This window comes from Cohnella massiliensis (assembly GCF_900169535.1).
Lineage (GTDB): Bacteria > Bacillota > Bacilli > Paenibacillales > Paenibacillaceae > Cohnella > Cohnella algarum.
Genome location: NZ_LT821259.1, coordinates 2529049 through 2546227 on the forward strand (window position 1 = coordinate 2529049; position 17179 = coordinate 2546227).

The 17179-nt window shown below is 61.4% G+C and carries 16 protein-coding genes; all 16 read right to left on the bottom strand.

Annotated features, from left to right (window positions below; all coding sequences use genetic code 11):
• Positions 1-9: 9 nt before the first annotated feature.
• Positions 10-1395, bottom strand: a complete 1386-nt coding sequence (gene ffh, locus B7E11_RS25595; protein ID WP_080840110.1) for a signal recognition particle protein — start codon at positions 1393-1395, stop codon at positions 10-12.
• Between the two features lie 44 nt (positions 1396-1439).
• Positions 1440-1814 (bottom strand): YlxM family DNA-binding protein, encoded by a 375-nt coding sequence (gene ylxM, locus B7E11_RS25600; protein ID WP_080840112.1) that lies wholly within the window; start codon positions 1812-1814, stop codon positions 1440-1442.
• Between the two features lie 159 nt (positions 1815-1973).
• Entirely contained in the window at positions 1974-2339 is a 366-nt protein-coding gene (locus tag B7E11_RS29845) for a hypothetical protein (protein WP_176220901.1), read from the bottom strand.
• A gap of 482 nt (positions 2340-2821) precedes the next feature.
• Complete coding sequence (gene uraH, locus B7E11_RS25610) at positions 2822-3169, bottom strand: hydroxyisourate hydrolase (protein WP_080840116.1); 348 nt, start codon at positions 3167-3169, stop codon at positions 2822-2824.
• Complete coding sequence (gene uraD / locus B7E11_RS25615; protein ID WP_080840118.1) at positions 3166-3699, bottom strand: 2-oxo-4-hydroxy-4-carboxy-5-ureidoimidazoline decarboxylase; 534 nt, start codon at positions 3697-3699, stop codon at positions 3166-3168. Before uraD ends, uraH begins: the two co-directional genes overlap by 4 nt.
• Positions 3696-4217, bottom strand: a complete 522-nt coding sequence (locus tag B7E11_RS25620; protein ID WP_080840120.1) for a nucleoside deaminase — start codon at positions 4215-4217, stop codon at positions 3696-3698. The genes uraD and B7E11_RS25620 overlap by 4 nt, the downstream gene beginning before the upstream one ends.
• Positions 4214-4729: a (2Fe-2S)-binding protein gene (locus B7E11_RS25625; RefSeq protein ID WP_080840122.1), complete on the bottom strand. Its 516-nt coding sequence runs from the start codon at positions 4727-4729 to the stop codon at positions 4214-4216. The genes B7E11_RS25620 and B7E11_RS25625 overlap by 4 nt, the downstream gene beginning before the upstream one ends.
• A complete protein-coding gene (gene pucD / locus B7E11_RS25630; RefSeq protein ID WP_080841012.1) occupies positions 4726-7008 on the bottom strand; it encodes a xanthine dehydrogenase subunit D in 2283 nt (760 codons plus the stop codon). Before pucD ends, B7E11_RS25625 begins: the two co-directional genes overlap by 4 nt.
• Positions 7005-7916: an FAD binding domain-containing protein gene (locus B7E11_RS25635; RefSeq protein ID WP_080840124.1), complete on the bottom strand. Its 912-nt coding sequence runs from the start codon at positions 7914-7916 to the stop codon at positions 7005-7007. Before B7E11_RS25635 ends, pucD begins: the two co-directional genes overlap by 4 nt.
• Positions 7917-8031: 115 nt before the next feature.
• Positions 8032-8961, bottom strand: coding sequence for an ABC transporter permease (locus B7E11_RS25640; RefSeq protein ID WP_080840126.1), 930 nt, complete (start codon positions 8959-8961; stop codon positions 8032-8034).
• Between the two features lie 11 nt (positions 8962-8972).
• A complete protein-coding gene (locus B7E11_RS25645) occupies positions 8973-10088 on the bottom strand; it encodes an ABC transporter permease (RefSeq protein WP_080840128.1) in 1116 nt (371 codons plus the stop codon).
• Positions 10085-11623 carry an ABC transporter ATP-binding protein gene (locus B7E11_RS25650; protein WP_080840130.1) on the bottom strand — a complete coding sequence of 513 codons (1539 nt, stop codon included), beginning with the start codon at positions 11621-11623 and terminating at the stop codon, positions 10085-10087. Before B7E11_RS25650 ends, B7E11_RS25645 begins: the two co-directional genes overlap by 4 nt.
• A 124-nt stretch (positions 11624-11747) precedes the next feature.
• Positions 11748-12911: a BMP family ABC transporter substrate-binding protein gene (locus tag B7E11_RS25655; RefSeq protein ID WP_420830694.1), complete on the bottom strand. Its 1164-nt coding sequence runs from the start codon at positions 12909-12911 to the stop codon at positions 11748-11750.
• A gap of 192 nt (positions 12912-13103) precedes the next feature.
• Positions 13104-14144 (bottom strand): XdhC family protein, encoded by a 1041-nt coding sequence (locus B7E11_RS25660; protein ID WP_080840134.1) that lies wholly within the window; start codon positions 14142-14144, stop codon positions 13104-13106.
• Positions 14145-14155: 11 nt separating this feature from the next.
• Positions 14156-15481, bottom strand: a complete 1326-nt coding sequence (locus tag B7E11_RS25665) for a 5'-deoxyadenosine deaminase (protein ID WP_080840136.1) — start codon at positions 15479-15481, stop codon at positions 14156-14158.
• A 26-nt stretch (positions 15482-15507) separates the two neighbouring features.
• Positions 15508-17118 carry a PucR family transcriptional regulator gene (locus B7E11_RS25670; RefSeq protein ID WP_245809824.1) on the bottom strand — a complete coding sequence of 537 codons (1611 nt, stop codon included), beginning with the start codon at positions 17116-17118 and terminating at the stop codon, positions 15508-15510.
• Between the last annotated feature and the right edge of the window lie 61 nt (positions 17119-17179).

Genomic DNA, 17179 nt, shown 5'->3' on the forward strand with positions numbered 1-17179 from the left:
AGGCTGCGGTCAAAACGGGAACTTCATGTTTTTGCCACCGAGCATGTTTTTCATGTTTTTCAGGCCTTTCATTCCGCCCTTCGGACCTTTGGGGCCCATCATGCCGGAAAACTGCTTCATCATCTTCTTCATGTCCTCGAACTGCCGGATCAGCTTGTTGACGTCGGCAAGCGTCGTTCCGCTGCCGGCCGCGATCCGCTTGCGGCGGCTGTAGTTGATGATATCCGGCTTTTGCTTTTCGGCCTTCGTCATCGACTTGACGATCGCCTCGGTGCGGGCGATTTGCTTCTCGTCGATTTTGAAGTTGGGCATGTTTTTGACTTTGTTCATGCCGGGCAGCATGTCGAGCAGCTGATCGAGCGGTCCGAGCTTGCGCACCTGCTCCATCTGTTCGAGGAAATCCTCGAACGTGAAGTCGGCGGTGCGCATTTTCTTCTCGAGCTCTTTCGCCTTCTCGGCGTCGATGTTCGTCTGCGCCTTCTCGATCAGCGACAGCATGTCGCCCATGCCGAGAATCCGCGAAGCCATCCGGTCGGGATGGAACGGCTCGAGCTGGTCGATCTTCTCGCCGATCGAGGCGAACTTGATCGGACAGCCGGTGACGGCCTTGACCGACAGTGCCGCGCCGCCTCTCGTGTCGCCGTCCAGCTTGGTCAGCACGACGCCGGTCAGCTCGAGCTGCTCGTGGAAGCTTTTCGCGACGTTGACGGCTTCCTGGCCCGTCATCGCGTCGACGACCAGCAGCACCTCGTCCGGCTTCACCGCCGCATGGATTTGCTTGATCTCCTCCATGAGCGCTTCGTCGATCTGAAGCCGGCCCGCCGTATCGATGAGCACGTAATCGTTGCCCTGCTCCTTCGCGAGCTGCACTCCCTGCTTCGCGATCTCCACGGGACTTACCCGATCGCCGAGCGTGAACACCGGAACGCCGATTTGGCCGGCCAGCACTTCCAGTTGCTTGATCGCCGCGGGGCGGTAAATATCGCCGGCCACGAGCAGCGGCTTATGATTTTGCGATTGCAAAAGCTTCGCGAGCTTCCCGGTGAGCGTCGTTTTGCCCGCGCCTTGCAAACCGGCCATCAGCACGATCGTCGGAGGCTTGTTCGACTTGGCGAGCTTCGCCTGCGTGCCGCCCATCAGCTCGATCAATTCCTTGTGAACGATGTCGACGACGACCATGCCGGGAGTGAAGCTCTTCTGGACTTCGGCTCCGACGGCTTTCTCCTTCACCTTCGCGATGAAATCCTTGACGACTTTAAAGTTGACGTCCGCCTCGAGCAGCGCCAGCCTGACCTCGCGCATCGCTTCGTTTACGTCGTCTTCCGACAGCTTGCCCTTGCCCCGCAGTTTGCCGAACACATTCTGCAGGCGCGTCGTCAATCCTTCGAACGCCATGCCGGATCCCCTCCTTCCGAATCGTAATCGTACCTGTCCGAACCTTACGCGTCACCCTGAGGCTGCCCGCTGTCCGCGATCCGCAGCAGCGAAACGGTCGTTTCGAGCGATTGCCGCCACGGCGAGGGAAGCTCGCTCACCTGCCGCTCCAGCTTGTTCAACCCTTGCCGCAGCCGTTCGTGCCGGAGCGTCAGCGAAAGCTTGGCTTCATAGTCTTCCAGCGCTTGCTCCGCCCGCTTCAGGTGCTCGTACACCGCTTGCCGGCTAATATCGAACTCTTCGGCGATTTCGCCGAGGGAATAGTCGTCCTGATAATAACACTTGAGAAAAGTCTGCTGCTTCTCCGTCAGCAACGAACCGTAAAAATCGAACAAAACGTTGATGCGGTTCGTCTTCTCCAGCGCGTTCTCCCCATGCACAAAGGTTCACCCCTCGCCATTGTCAAGGAAAAGCACTTTACAGCGTTTCAACTCATCTTATGTTACGCAATTCGCCCGGCGATGTCAAGCGATTAACCTTAACACCTCTAAGAAAAATCCCCGGCGGCGTCCTTTGAATAGACGGACTTCCTCTTACCGTTAAAGGGAGGTTAGCGGGATAGCGCAAGAGGCGGCAGCATGCAGGCACTTGGCAAACTTCCTGGCGGGATGAACGAGGGGGACGCGGGTTTTTGCGGGTTTTTGCGGGTTTTTGCGGGTTTTTGCGGGTTTTTGCGGGTTTTTGCGGGTTTTTGCGGGTTTTTGCGGGTTTTTCGGGTTGCGCGGGATGCGCAGTTTGCGTGGGTTGCGCAGGTTGCGCAGGTTTTGCGAAGTTGCACGGGATGGTACTGAATTCGGCAAAGCTTGGTTGGATTTCATCCAATCAAAACCGGCTTTTTCGCAAAACACGTCGTCTTCGTTGGATTTTGTCCAATCTGGCGGAGCCTTTTCCGCTTTTTCGACCAAAATTCCAAGTTCCTCATTGGATAAAATCCACTCTAGACAGCGGTTTCCCCAATTTCTGCTCCCTTGGTTGGACAAAATCCAACATAAGCTCCCTCCGCTTGGGCATTCCCCCTCCTCCGACCGGCCATAGGTCCGGATTCGACGGATGGGACGGAGCACAAGCTTGATCAAGAGGGCGCTTACGGCTGCCGGAGATCTTATTCGTCTAAATTCGGGATTGGATGCCTATAAACGGAATGAAATAACGCTATGGACGATAATTCGGCGCGAAAACGGGGAAACACGAGGAAATAAGGGCGCTCAGCTCCGATACAATCCCGGCACGGGTTTCCCGTTCGCCCGGGCCCCGCCGGTGGTCCCCCGCGCGCCGCGAGCGAGCGCAAACCGGCATGGCGAAGAACGGCGCCGGGACCCGCGGATTTCTCCCGTCCCGACGCCGTTGCCGTCGTGCGCTTCGCCTCTTCCTCGCAAATTTCTCTCATTCAGCTTCCGCGGTACGTGCTGTAGCCGCCGGGAGCGGCGAGAAGCGGAACGTGATAATGCGATTCCGGCTCCGCGATCGCGAAGCGCACCGGAATCCATTCGAGGAAAACGGCGCCCGCCGTTCCCCGAAAATACGTTCCCGCATCGAACATCAGCTCGTACGTTCCTTCGGCCATTTCGCCCTCCGCGAGCAGCGGCTCGTCCAATCTGCCGTCCTCGTTCGTGAACGCTTCCTTCAGCAGCGTCCGAACGCCCTCCTCCGCTAGCCGCCACAGCTGCACCCGCATTCCCGCGGCGGGCCGGCCGATCGAAACGTCCAGCACATGCGTCGTCAGCCGCCCGCTCATGCCGTCGCCTCCCCGTCGCCTTCGATCAGATCGGCGAGCCGAAAACCGGTAATCCTTTCAATTTCCCGCAGCGCCTGCTCGCGCTCCGCTTCCGGAGAATGGTCGATCCGCTTTTGCATGGCGGCCAAAATATCTTCCTTATTTTTTCCCCGAACGGCAAGAATAAACGGAAAACCGAATTTCCCGACATAGCTTTCGTTCAGCCCGCGGAACGTTTCGTATTCTTCCGGGGTCAATTCGCCAAGTCCGGCTCCCTGCTGCTCCGCCGCGGAATAATCGCTGACCGCAAGCCGGGTCCCCAAGTCCGGATGGGCGCGGAGCAGCTCGAGGATCGCATCGGGGCCGGAGCGGCGGACCGTCCGCATCATCGCTTCGTGCAGCTCCTGCCCAGAGGCAAACGGCCGCAGCGCCCACGCGCTTTCCGCCACCCAGGGCGAATGCTCGAAGACGCCGCCCAGCGTTCGGACGAATTCGTCCCGGTCCATCGCGTTAATTTCGTTTACAGAACTTTTTTTCACCGTTTCCTTCATCTCCAATACCCCTCATGCGCGGCTACGACTTCCGCCTCGATTTCGGGGAAGGGGCCGATCACGACGATCGGTTTCCTCCCCCTCGCAAAAACGTCCCGGCAAGGCAAGTCGAGCGTCAAATTCCGCTCGTCGTCGCCGGTCAGCTCGGCCAAGCGATGCTCCGTAATCCCGTACACGACGCGGCCGACATTTCCCCAATATATCGCTCCGGCGCACATCGCGCAAGGCTCGGCCGTCGTATAGAGCGTGCAATCCCAAAGCTCGGCTTTCGTAAACCGCTTCGACACCGCGCGCATGAGCGCGGCTTCGGCGTGCCCCGTGCAATCGCGCTCGGTCATCTCGACATTGCCCTGCTCCCACAGCACCCTGCCGTATTTGTCGGCCAGAACGGCGCCGAACGGCGTGTTCCCGGTCCGCCGCGCCTTGACGGAAGCTTCGATGCTTAACCGCAAAAACGTAAGGTGAACCTCTTTGTCTCCCGTTTTTTCCTTCAACCGTTCCCTGCCGTTGCCCTTCATGCCGTCGCTCCCCCTTCCCCGCTCGCTTCCATCGCCTTCCGGACCGAGCGGAGAATGCCCGCGTATCCCGTGCAGCGGCAAATATTGCCCGACAGCGCTTCTTCGATGTCCTCCGCCGTCGGGCGCGGATTTTCGCGAAGCAGCGCCGTAACGGTCACGACCATGCCGGGCGTGCAGTAGCCGCATTGATAGCCGCCTTCCTCCAAAAAACTCTTCTGCACGGCGTTCAGGCCGTTTTCCGAAGAGAGCCCTTCGATCGTCGTAATTTTTTTGCCTGCGCATTGGTAGGCCATCGTCAGGCACGAATTGACCGGTTGGCCGTCGATCAGCACCATGCAGGCGCCGCAGCGGCCGATTTCGCAGGAACGCTTCGTTCCGGTAAGCCCGAGGCCGTCCCGCAAAACGGAAAGGAGCCGCTCGGCCGGGGCGACGTCAAGCGCTGCGTTCTGTCCGTTAATCTCGCATTCCAGTATAAAAGTTTCCGCCGTGGCCCGGCGAATTGCGTCGCTCATCGAAGTTCCACCGCCTTCGGCAAAAAATTCGGCTGTTCCTGCAGCTGCTCGGGATCGATCGGCAGCTTGCGGACGCGTTTGCCGACCGCGTCGAACACCGCCTGGGCGATCGCCGGAGCGAGCCCGACCGAACCGATTTCGCCGATCCCGCGCGGTCCGTGTTCGTCTCCGTCGGGCAAATCCTCGATCGCGAGCACCTCGAACCCGCCGCCCGCATCGGCAATCGTCGGCACGAGGTACGTGTCCAGGTTGCGGGTCAAATACAAGCCTTTATCCATGACCGCGTCTTCCGTCAGCGTAAAGCCGAGCGCCATGCCGCTCCCGCCTTCGATTTGGCCGAGATAACCTTGCGGGTTGACGACAGGCCCGGCGGACACGGCGTGGAACTGGTTCAGCACCTTGACCCGGCCCGTCAGCGTGTTGACCTCGACCTTGACCGCAACGGAGGCATAGCTGTATAAAAAGTGCGCGCCCACGCGGTCGACGGAAGAAGTCGGAAACGAAAAGCTCGTTTCCGCCGCGATCGGCTCGGTCGATCCGGCCGCAAGCGCCGCGTAAGAAAGCAGGAGCTCTCCGGAATCGGCCGACCGGATCCCGCCCGCGCCCGGAATGAGCCGCTCCTCGGCGATTCCGAGCGCGAGCGCGGCCTGCCGGCGCAGCGCCCCGACGAACGGCGGCCGCAAGCGCCTCAGCGACTGCCACATCATGCTCGTCGCCCGCGATGCCGTGCTGGAGCCGCTGTCCGGCACGGCGTCGGTATCGCCGATGACGATGCGCAAATCGCTCGCCGCAAAGCCGAATTGCTCGATCAGCATCTGCTCCAGCGACGCGAGGAGCCCCTGGCCGAACTCCTCGTATCCGAACGCAGCCTCGATTTTTCCGTCTTCCGCGAGCCGCAGGCGGCCGCCCGCTGGATCGGGAATGCCGACGCCGAGGCCCGCGCCGTGCATGACGAACGCCGCTCCGTAACCGGTTTTGATCCACGGGAGCCGGTCCCTTTCGGCCGTTGCGGCCGCTTTTTCCCGCCATAGCCGGCATTCCGGCAGCGCCTCCCATACGAGACGCGCCCCGTCCGTCGGCGCGATCGGCTGGCCGAACGGCCCCGGATCTTCCGGCTGCCGCATGTTCATGAGCCGAAACGTCCAAGGATCGAGGCCGAGCCGCTCGGCCAGGCGGTCCATCTGGCCCTCCAAGGCGAAGATCGCCTGGTTGCCGCCAAAGCCGCGGAATTCGCCGGACATTCCGTTGTTCGTAAAGACGGACACGCTCTCGACTTCGGCCGCCTCGTAAACATAGGGCCCCAGCACATGCTCTACCGCGAAGTTCAGCACCTCGGCGCTGAGCGTCGAATACGGTCCCGCGTCCGAGACGACCCGGACGCGGTGGGCAAGCAGCCTGCCGTTTTCGTCCGTGCCCGTTTTCATCGTAATTTTCATCGGGTGCCGCTTAAGTCCCGCCCTTACGGATTCCCAGCGGGAATGGTGAACCTTGACCGGACGGCCGCAGGCGAGCGCGAGGAGAGCTCCGTACGGCTGGACGTTGAGCTCGTCTTTTCCGCCGAAGGAACCGCCGATCGGACTCGATACGACCCTGATTGAATCCTCCGGCCGGTTCAGGATGCGCGCCAGCTGCATCCGGTCCATAAATCCGTGCTGGGTCGGCGCGTAAACCGTCAGCCTGCCGTCCGCTTCCGGGACGAACAGGCCGCCTTCGGTTTCCATATAGGTGTGCATCTGCCTCGGCGTCTCGTACGTTTCTTCCACGATAAAGCGGCATGCCGCGAACCCCGCCTCGACGTCGCCGAATCCGTAGTCGTTTCGGTGCAGCACGTTGCCGTGCTCGAACAGCTTGACGCTATCCTCGGCCAGCGCCCGCTCGGGATCGTCGACGACGTCGAGCTCTTCGTATTCGACCTCGATTTGCGCGAGCGCGTAGGCCGCGAGCTCCTCCGATTCGGCGGCGACGGCCGCGACCGCGTCCCCGATAAACCGCACCCGGTCCTCGCAAAACACCGGCTGGTCGGGCTTCGCGATGCCGAAGCGGTTCAGCCCGGGCACGTCCGCGCTCGTCAGCACAGCTCGGACGCCGGGGATCGAACGCGCCTTCGCCGTGTCGATCGATTTGAGGAGGGCATGCGGATGAGGGCTTCTCAGAACGCGGCCGTACAGCATATCGGGCGAGGACAAATCCGTCAAATACGGCAAGCGTCCGGACACTTTGTCCGGGCCGTCGGGACGAACCCGCCATCTGCTCCCGCTCGTCTTCCGATTCAGCATCAGGCTCCCTCCTTCTGTTGCGGGCCGGCGCCGGCCTGTTTCCACAGCTCCGCGACGATAAGGTTGGCGCACGCCGCTTTGCGATATTCGTTCGAAGCGAACGGATCCGGCTTCGGCTCGTACTCTTCCAGCGCGGCCCGGTAAATTTCGCCCAGCGCTTCCGGATCCGGCTTGCGCGCTTCCAGCAGCCGCTCGACGCGCATCAGCCGCTTCGGCGGCGTCTGACCGCCGCCGGCCGCGATCCGCACGCGGCGCAGGACGCCGTCCGGCTCCGTATGCGCGCTTAGCGCGACGGTGACAAGCGAAGGCGTGAAAGCTTCCCTTCGTCCGACTTTATGATAAGCGAACATTCGCTTTGCGTTCGAATTCGCATCGTCCTGCGCGACCGGCAGCCGAAGTTGCGTCAGCAGCCGCGCATCCGGGCTTGCGGAACTTGCCAGCCAGTCGGCCGCCTTCTCCGCCCGTTCGGCCCGCCCGTCGTGCCAAACGAGATCGGCGTCCAAGGCGAGCAGCGCCGGCAGCGCGTCCCCGACGCGAAACGCGACATTGCCGCCGATCGTGGCCAAGTTGCGAACCGACCAGCCGGCGATCGCCCGGACCGCCTCCCGCAGCATCGGGGCGAACTCCCCGATCAGCGGATCGTTTCGGCACTGCCCGAGCGTGGTCAGCGCCCCGACCGCCAGTTCCCCATCCTGAAGCGAAACGCCGGAAAGCCCCGGAATCGAGCTCAAATCGATCAGATGCCGGGGCATAACCGCCGTCCCCGCCTCCCATTGGGTGCGAAGCAGCGTGCTGCCGGCCACGTATGCCGCGTCCGGCCCGAACTGTTCCTTCCATCGAACGGCCGTCCCCGGATCGGCGGGCTGCCATACGGAGGGAGACGGAACAAACTCCTCTTGATGCATTGTCATCGAACTCCCCTCCCTGAAATTGTGTTACGAGATTTCGCGCAAGTCGAAGACATGCGTTTCTAACGGCGGCTAAAAAACTTGTTTCGGCGAAAAAGCGGGTTTTGAATTCGCCGGTTCACGATCGCTGCTCCCGAATGTACGGAACCCCGAGCGCTTCCGGCGCCCCCGTCGGCTTGTTGCGGTTCCGCCAGCCCAAATACATCAGAACGGCGATCGTGACGATGTACGGGATCATCTTCAGAAAATAGGACGGAATCTCGCTGCCGAGCAGTTGGATTTTAAAGCCGATCGTATCCATGACGCCGAAAAAATAAGCGCAAAACAAGGCGCGCAGCGGATTCCACCGGGCGAAAATGATAAGCGCCACCGCGATCCAGCCGCGGCCGGCCGTCATCCCCTCGATCCAGGTCGGGGAATAAACGAGCAGCAGATCCGCGCCGGCCAGCCCGATCAGAACCGAGCCGGCGGCAACGCAGCCGTACTTGAACAACTGGACGCGGATGCCCATGACGTCCGCCGTCGCCGGATCGTCCCCGATCGCCCGCAGGTGCAGCCCCCAGGATGTCTGATGGATGAACAGATGCAGCGCGAGGACAAGCGCGAAGCTCAGCCAAGCAAGCGCATCGAGGCGGGCGAACACGTCGCCGACGAACGGAATCGGCGCCAGAAACGAAAGTTCCACCTTCGGCACGGCGCCGGGAAGAGGCAGCCCCGTCACGGATTTGCCCAAATAGGCGCTCAGCCCCGCCCCGAACAGCGTCATCGCCAGCCCGCTGACAACCTGGTTCGTCCGGAGCGTGACGCACATAAACGCATGCAGCGCCCCGAGCGCCGCCCCGATGCCGGCGACCGCCAGCAGCGTCAGGACGAAGCTTTCGGTTTGCAGAAACACGATGCAGGCCGTCACCGCCCCCATCAGCATCAAGCCTTCCGCCCCGAGCTGGATGATGCCCGAACGCTCGATCAGGATCCCTCCGAGCGTCGCGAACAGGAGCGGGGTGCCGGACGCGATCGCGGCGGTTGCCAGTTGGGCGAGCCAATCCATTTCCCCACCTCCTATCGGCCGTTGCGGCGCAAGCGGAATTTGGCGAGCATGTTGCCGGCGATCAGGAAAAACAGAATGGCCCCCTGCAGCATGCTTGAGATCGAAGACGGGAGGCCCAGCGTTTGCACGCTGTAGCCCCCTACGATCAGACCGCCGAACAGAACCGAAGCGGCGATCAGGCCGAGCGGATGCAGCTTGGCGATCCAGGCGACGATGATCGCGGTATAGCCGTAGCCGGGCGAAATGCCGTACATCAGCCGGTGCGCGACGCCCGACACTTCGGCCATGCCCGCGATGCCCGCAAGCGCCCCGCTGACGATCATGACGACGAGAATGTGGCGATTGAGGCGGATGCCGGCGTTTTTGGCGGCTTCCGGATTGGCGCCGATCAGCCGCAGCTCGTAGCCCCAGCGCGTGTAGCGAATCGCCAAAGCGTAGACGGCGACGGCGGCAAGCGCGATCGCAAGGCCGAAGTGCAGCCGCGTACCGCCCAGCGTCGGCAGCGACTGAGCCTCGGTGAACATCGGCGTGCCCGGAAAATTGAAGCCCTTCGGATCGCGCCACGGGCCGAACACGAAGTAATCGAGCGCCAGCAGCGCCACATAGTTCAGCATCAGCGACGTTATGAGTTCGTTAACCTGGAAAAACGCCTTCGGGATGGCGGTCAGCGCGCCCCAAACCCCGCCCGCGACAACCGCAAACGCGATCATGAGCGGGATGGCCGCATAAAACGGCAGTTCCGGAAAATAAATCGTGACGGCGGTCGCCGCGATCGCCCCGGCGGCAAACTGGCCTTCCGCGCCGATGTTCCAGACGGAAATCCGGTAAGCGATCGAGACGCCGAGGCCGCATAGCAGCAGCGGAATCGCCTTGACCAGCGTTTCCGTAAACCCGAATTCGCTGCCGAACGCTCCTTGGAGCATTTTGGCGTACACTTCGACCGGATTTTTCCCGTTTGCGGCGATGAAGACGGCGCAAACGAGAAGCGCGAGGACGACCGACGCGATCGTCATCCACCAAGGGCTCTCCTTGCCGGCGGGATCGATTTCGATTCGAAACGGAAAGCGTCCGGGCGCGCGCGCCGTCCGCGGCTCCGGCGGCAAGGCTGCGGTCGTTCGCTCGCTCATCCCGCCACCCCCTTTTCCGGCGTTAGCCCGGCCATGTACATGCCGATCGTCTGACGGTCGGCTTCCTCCCTTCCCATCTCTCCGACGATCCGGCCGCCATAGATGACCAAAATCCGGTCCGCCAGCCGCAAAATTTCATCCAGGTCCTCGGAGATGAGAAGGACGCCCTTCGAATCGTCGCGCAGATCGGACAGCATGCGGTGCACGCCTTCGGCCGCCCCGACGTCAAGTCCTTGGGTCGGATGAACGGCCACCATGAGCAGGGGCCGGCGATCGATTTCCCTGGCGAACAGAAGCTTTTGCTGGTTGCCGCCGGACAGCTGCCGAACCGGCGTTTCGAGATTCGGCGTCTTGACGTCGAACCGCTCGACGAGCTTCTGCGCCCACTCGCGGTTCGCGCCGATCCGCAAAAATCCGAACTTCGAACGGTCGGCCGTCCGGTACGACTTGATCAGCAGATTGTCGACGGCGCCGAGGCTGCCGGCGAGGCCGCTCTTCATCCGGTTTTCCGGAACGTGGGCGATGCCGGCTTCGATCGCGGCGCGGACGGATGCGGCGTTGAACGACTTGCCGGCAAACGAGACGCTCCCCTTCTTCCATGGAATCAAGCCGCCAAGCGCCTCGGCCAGTTCCTTCTGCCCGTTGCCGGCAACGCCCGCCACGCCGACGATTTCGCCTTCGTACACGTTCAAGGTCAACCGGTCGAGCGCTTTCCGTCCGTGTTCGGCGTAAACGTCCAGCTCCCGAACGTCAAGCAATAGATTTCCTTTCGGACGCGGCGCCCGTTCGCGCGAATCGGCGGCGACGTCCTTGCCGACCATCCAAAGCGTCAATTCCCGTTCGCTCGTCGCGGCCTTATCGACCGTACGGATCATCTTCCCTTTGCGCATGACCGAAATGCGATCCGCCGCGGCCATCACTTCCTTCAGCTTGTGCGTCGTCAGAATGACCGTTTTGCCTTCGGCTTTCATTTGCTCCAGCGTTGCGAACAGCCGTTCCGCCTCTCCCGGCGTCAGAACCGAGGTCGGTTCGTCCAAAATGATGAATTCGGCTTCCCGGTACAGCGTCTTGACGATCTCCACCCGCTGCTGCTCCCCGACCGACAGCTGCCAGATCGGCCGATCGACCGGAAACGCCAGTCCGAACCGCCGCGCGATCGCATCGATTTCCTCCTGTTTTCGCCGCATCCATTTCGCCCCCCGCCATAAGGAGCCCTTCTCGCCGAGCACGATGTTCTCCGTCGCCGTGAGCGTCTGCACAAGGCGGAAGTTTTGATAGACCATGCCGATTCCGAGCTTGGCCGCGTCTTTCGGGGACCGTATCCGCACGTTTCGGCCATGGATAAAAATGTCGCCGCCCGTCGGACGATAAACGCCCGACAGCATGCACATGATCGTGCTCTTGCCGGCTCCGTTTTCTCCGAGCAGAGCGTGAATCTCGCCGGGCTTGCAGCTGAAATCGACGCCGTCGCTCGCCAGCACGCTTCCGAACCGCTTGACGATCCGCTTCATTTCGAGCGAGAACGTTTCCGCCATTGCCGTTTCCTCCTTGCGCTCCGCCTCGAGGGAGCAACCATGCCTGCACCCTCGCCCTCGGCGCTCTTCTTCCGCTTAAACCAACAAATCCCTTGAGCAAGGGATTTGTCGGTTCGAATCTTCCTTATTGGGGAATCGTGCCTTCCACGCCTTCGACGAACCAGTTCATTTCAAGAACTTCGGCATCCGCAAGCTCCTGTCCCGCGGCGATTTTCTCCGTTCCGCTTTGATCCTTGATCGGTCCGGTAAACACGTTCAGCTCGCCGGCCACGAATTTGGCCTTCGTTTCCTCGACCAGCTGTTTGACGTCGTCGGGGACGCTCGGGCCGAGCGGCGCGATATCGACCATGCCGTCCCGGAACGAGCCGAGGTACGGTTCGTTCGTCCACGTGCCGTCCATGAGCGCCTTCACTTTTTTCACGTAGTACGGCCCCCAGTTCCAGACCGGGTTCGTCAAGTACGCTTCGGGAGCGTACCGCGTCATGTCGGAGTCGTTGCCTCCGGCCATCGCGCCCCTTTCGGCCGCGGCCTGCAGCGCCGCGGGCGAGTCCTGATAGGCGAGCAGCACGTCGGCTCCCTGGTCGAGAAGGCTGATGGCGGCGTTTCGCTCCGTCGTCGGATCGAACCAGGTGTTCGACCAGACGACGCTAACTTTGGCGTCCCGGTTGACGCTTTGCACGCCCAGCGTAAACGCGTTGATGTTGTATATGAGTTCGGGGATCGGGAACGCGGCGATATAGCCGATCTTGTTCACCTTCGTCATTTTGCCGGCGGCGATCCCGCTCAAATAGCTCGCTTCCCAGTTTTTTCCGAAATACGTGGCCATGTTGTCGTTCGTCTTGTATCCGGAGACGTGCTCGAACTTAACGTCGGGGAACTTCCGGGCGACGCTCAGCGTTTGATCCATGTATCCGAAGCTGGTCGTAAACACGATGTCGTGATTTTGCGCCAGTTCGGCGATCACCCGTTCGGCATCCGCGCTTTCCGGAACGTTTTCGACCGTGTCCGCTTCGATGCCGAGCTCCTTTTCCATGTACAGCCTTCCTTGGTCGTGCTGGTACGTCCAGCCGCCGTCCCCGGGAGGACCGATGTACACGAAGGCAACCCGCGGATTCTCGATGCCCGAAGCCGGCCCCGGCCCGGAAGGCGATTCGCTTGCCGCCTGCGACGACGGCGCCGCCGGCTCGCCGGAAGCGGACGAATTTCCGTTATTGCCGCCGCCGCACGCGGACAGCGCGGCCGTCAATGTCAAAATCCCGATAGCGCCCAGCGACCATGACCTTTTCATCCTTTTCATTTTTTTCCTCCCCGACTCTCTGTCTTCGTCTTGGAGTCCAATCTCGGATGTAGTTCATACTATAAGGTCGCGTTATTTTCAAGTCAACTTAAATGACATTTAATTGGACGTAAGAATAAAAGGACCCCTCACGCATTGTGCGCCGTGCACTCTCTTCCGATATAAGTCAAGTTTCCTGACGTTTTATCTCCATTCGCAGACGTTTTGGGCCTCGAAAACATCAGCCTCGCCTAACGCCGGCATGCCCGCGGCTTCGGTTCGCCGGCCCGCCGCCGAAGCGCGAAGACCGCTTCTCACCGCAATGAGCTCGGCCGCAATGCTGACCGCGATTTCCTCGGCGCCCTCGCTGCCGATCGACAGACCGACCGGAGCGTGCACGAAGTCCCTCTTCGGCAATCCGTCGAACAAATGCCGGATCCGGCTTTGCGAGCCCATCACTCCGACGTATGCGGGACCGATCGCCAGCAGCAGCTCCAGCATTTCGCGATCCCTTTGCAGCTGGTGTCCGCATAAAAGCGCGTAATCGCCGGCGCCGATGTTCAGGCGTTCGGCAATCGCCCCGGCCGATCCGACCGCGAGCTCCAAGCCGGGAAACCGCTCTTCGCTCACGAGCGAAGGCCTCCAGTCGGCCACCGCCACTTGAAAGCCGATGCGGCCGGCCAGCCGCACGATCGGGTCCGCATCCCTTCCCGCGCCGAACAGAATCAGCCGCGGCCGGGGCTCGAACAGCTGACTGAAAAAAAGCGCTCCGCCTCGCTCCAGCTCTCGTACCCGCGAATTTCCGCCCTCGCTGCCCGCGGCCGACGCGAGCTTATACCGAAGCCCGCCATCCGCGCGGATTCGCTCCAAGCATACGGTTTCTCCCCGAGCGTTGCGTTCGGCGATTTGCCCGAGCAACCTTCGCAGCTCGCCGCCGACCGGCTCCAGCAAAATCCGCAGCGCGCCCCCGCAGCCGACCGCCTCCCCCCACACCGCGTCCTCCTCCGGACGCAGATCGTAGGCGACAATCTCGCTCCGGCCGCTGCGGAGCAGCCCGCGAACCCGCTCGCGAAGATCGGACTCCAGGCAGCCGGGGCTGACGCTCCCGACCGCGCTTCCGTCCTCCTTCAGCAGCATCATCGCGCCGGCTTTTCGATAAGCGTGGCCTTTCACCTCGACGACGGTAGCCAGGACGGCCGGTTCCGCGTTCCGCCGAAGAAAGGACAAAATTTCGTAACCGTCCATCCGTATCCCCCCTACCCGATTCTTGCGAGCAATTTCGCAAGCGACCGGTCCGCTCCTTTGAGCGCGGCCGACTTGTCGATCGTCCGCACGACTTTGCCCGACATGACGATTTCCCCGTCGATCATCACCGTATCCACATCGCCGCGCGTCGCGGCATAGACGACGCGGGAATACAGGTCCGCGTCATGCGAAGGATACGCATGAAAGTCCTCCAGATCGAGAAGCTGAAAATCGGCCAGCTTCCCGGGTTCGATGCTGCCGATATCCTTCTCGAGTCCGAGCACTTCCGCCCCGCCCATCGTCGCCATGCGCAGCACCGTGCGCGCGTTCATGACGGTCGGCCCGTGCTGCACCTTTTGAATGAAGGCGGTCAGCCGCATTTCCTGAAACATATCGAGGTTGTTGTTGCAAGGCGCGCCGTCGGCGCCGATTCCGACCGCGACGCCCCGTTCCAGCAAATCCGGAATTTCGGCGATTCCGGAGGCGAGCTTAAGGTTGGAACCCGGACAATGCGTCACCTTGACGCCGCGGTCCCGAATGATCCGCTTTTCCTCTTCATCCAGCCAAATGCTGTGCGCCAGAATAAGATTCGGCCGGGCCAGGCCGATATGGTCGAGATAAACGACGTTGCGCATGCCCCTTTCCGCTTCCACGATGGCGATTTCCTCGCGGTTTTCGGAAGCGTGGGTATGCACCCGAACCCCGTATTGCGCCGACAAATCCCGCACGCCGACAAGCAGCCGTTCCGTGCACGAAACGACGAAGCGCGGGCAGAACGCGTACTGGATGCGGCCGTTGGCCGCCCCGTTCCATTTTTCCAGCAAATCGACGCTTTCCTGCAGCGATCGGTCCGTATCCTCCTGCAGGGCAAGCGGCACTTCCGTCCCGTGATCCATCATCACCTTGCCGGATATGGCGCGAATCCCGCTTTCCTTGATCGCCTGAAACGCCGATTCCGTATAATGCACCGTTTCCATATCCAAAATCGTCGTCGTCCCGCTCCGGATCAGCTCCCCCGTGCCGAGCAGCGCGGAATAATAGATCGAATCCTCCGAATGCGCCGCCTCGAGCGGCCAAATCCGCTCGCGCAGCCAGTCGATCAGCGCCAGATCGTCCGCGCGCCCGCGAAACAGAGTCTGGCACAGGTGGATATGCGTCTGCACGAAGCCGGGCAGCAGAACCTTCCCGCCGGCTTCGACGATGCGGTCCGCCTCCTCCCGGATGTCGGCGCCGATTCGTTTGATCCGGTTCCCCTCGACCAGAACGTCTCCATGCACGATATCGCCCGATTCGTTCATCGTCATGATGATCGCATTGCGAACAAGCGTAGTCGCCATTGTTGCTCCCCCTTTTTTTTGAACGGTCAGCGAACGCGCTCCGAACGGCTTCCCGCCCCGCCCGACAACCGCTTCCGGAACAGAAACGCCATCTTGAGCCGGAGCAGATCGTTTATCCGCTTAAAATCGACATCCAGCAGCTCGCCCAGCTTCTCGATCCGGTATGTGGCCGTGTTGCGGTGAATGAACAGCTTCTTTGCGGTTTCGTTCAGCTGGCCGTCGTTTTCCAAATACGTTTCCAGCGTTCGCAGCATCTCCTGAACATATTCCGGATCTTTGTTCATCAGGCCGCCGAGCAGCCGGTCGCAATAAAATTGCATTTTTTCCGTGGGCACATTTTCGAAAATGAACGCAAAATCGAGCGTCTCGTAACGCAAAATCCGGTCGCCGATCCCCCAGTCCCGGGCCAAGCGCTGCGTTTCCGCGCATTCCCTGAACGCATCCGCAAGCAGCGCGGGCTGTTTCTTTCGGCTGCTGACGGCCGCCTTCGGTTCCGCTCCTTTGTAGCAGGCGAGGCAATGGTCCAGCGCCGCGGCCAGCCCCCCTCCGTCGTCGGCTTCCGCCTCCGGAAACAACGACAAGAGCCCTTCTTCCATTACGATATGCGTCCCCTTCAACTCTTGAAGGCGGGTATGGCAAACGTATTCCTCTTTCAAAGCTTCCAGCGTTTCGGCGCGGGCCGCCTCGCTTGCCATGCCGGAGACGTCCGTCAGCACGCAGCGGTAGGCGTTCCGGAACAAATCGATATCCCACCGGTCCGCATACTCCGAAAGCGCCTCGGCCGACAGGCCGTTTTTCAGGTGGCGCTTGACGAGCTGCCCGAAATCCTTGCGCACCGACAGCTCGTAAACATTTTCGTAGTTAAAATTCAAATGAAAGGCAAGAAGTTCGGCCGCCTGGACGTATAGGCTTTCCTCGATCGCGGATAACGCCATTCGCGGGGTAAAAAACAGCACGTAACCGGTGCAGCGCTCCGAATGTTTAAGCGGCACGCCGAACGCCTGCCAGCCCCCTTCCTTCACCCACGTCGGATGCTGCGGCCATGGCCGGCCGCGCGCCAGCTCCGCTTCCGGCAGCCCGGTCGTGTTGTAGACGAGCTTCCCCCGGGAACCGACGATCGCGATCGGGTCGCCGATCACCTCCGCCACCGAATCGAAAAGCTGACGGACCGGGTTGGCCTGGAGCGCGAACCGCATCAGCCGGACCTGCTTGTCGAGCACGTCCTGCAGCACGCTCGTATTGCGCTTCATTTCCGCATGGAACAAACCGTTCATCTGATCGGAAAACGTGAACTGAAACGGAAGCTCGATGAGAGGAAAGCCGAGCTTGTCGGCCCGTTCGACGAGCGGTTCGGGGACAGAGGACCAGAAGCGGCCCAGTTTGATGCCGAGTCCCGACGAGCCTCGGCGGTCGAGCCTGTCGATCAGGTCCGCCGCTTCCTCGGGCCGATCCTTGATCAAATAGGCGGTCGTAAACAGCATTTCGCCCTCCTTGATCCAATCCGTAATGTCGGGCGCGTCCATGACGTTGACGGACTTGACGATCCGGTTTTTGCCGGCATCGCCCGCAATCAGCTTCGCTTCCGTAAGCGGATAGACGGATAAGGCTTGCTCGACGGTCAAATACATCGTACTCATGGATCCCCCTCCGCCTCGTCATCATTAATAACATTTTAGGTTCGACATCGCCTCAATGCAA

Excerpts from the sequence above, each read along its gene's own strand:
- ffh (WP_080840110.1), bottom strand. The coding sequence starts at position 1,395 with ATGGCGTTCGAAGGATTGACGACGCGCCTGCAGAATGTGTTCGGCAAA.
- uraH (WP_080840116.1), bottom strand. The coding sequence starts at position 3,169 with ATGAGCGGGCGGCTGACGACGCATGTGCTGGACGTTTCGATCGGCCGG.
- uraD (WP_080840118.1), bottom strand. The coding sequence starts at position 3,699 with ATGAAGGAAACGGTGAAAAAAAGTTCTGTAAACGAAATTAACGCGATG.
- B7E11_RS25620 (WP_080840120.1), bottom strand. The coding sequence starts at position 4,217 with ATGAAGGGCAACGGCAGGGAACGGTTGAAGGAAAAAACGGGAGACAAA.
- B7E11_RS25625 (WP_080840122.1), bottom strand. The coding sequence starts at position 4,729 with ATGAGCGACGCAATTCGCCGGGCCACGGCGGAAACTTTTATACTGGAA.
- B7E11_RS25635 (WP_080840124.1), bottom strand. The coding sequence starts at position 7,916 with ATGACAATGCATCAAGAGGAGTTTGTTCCGTCTCCCTCCGTATGGCAG.
- B7E11_RS25640 (WP_080840126.1), bottom strand. The coding sequence starts at position 8,961 with ATGGATTGGCTCGCCCAACTGGCAACCGCCGCGATCGCGTCCGGCACC.
- B7E11_RS25645 (WP_080840128.1), bottom strand. The coding sequence starts at position 10,088 with ATGAGCGAGCGAACGACCGCAGCCTTGCCGCCGGAGCCGCGGACGGCG.
- B7E11_RS25650 (WP_080840130.1), bottom strand. The coding sequence starts at position 11,623 with ATGGCGGAAACGTTCTCGCTCGAAATGAAGCGGATCGTCAAGCGGTTC.
- B7E11_RS25655 (WP_420830694.1), bottom strand. The coding sequence starts at position 12,911 with ATGAAAAGGTCATGGTCGCTGGGCGCTATCGGGATTTTGACATTGACG.
- B7E11_RS25660 (WP_080840134.1), bottom strand. The coding sequence starts at position 14,144 with ATGGACGGTTACGAAATTTTGTCCTTTCTTCGGCGGAACGCGGAACCG.
- B7E11_RS25665 (WP_080840136.1), bottom strand. The coding sequence starts at position 15,481 with ATGGCGACTACGCTTGTTCGCAATGCGATCATCATGACGATGAACGAA.
- B7E11_RS25670 (WP_245809824.1), bottom strand. The coding sequence starts at position 17,118 with ATGAGTACGATGTATTTGACCGTCGAGCAAGCCTTATCCGTCTATCCG.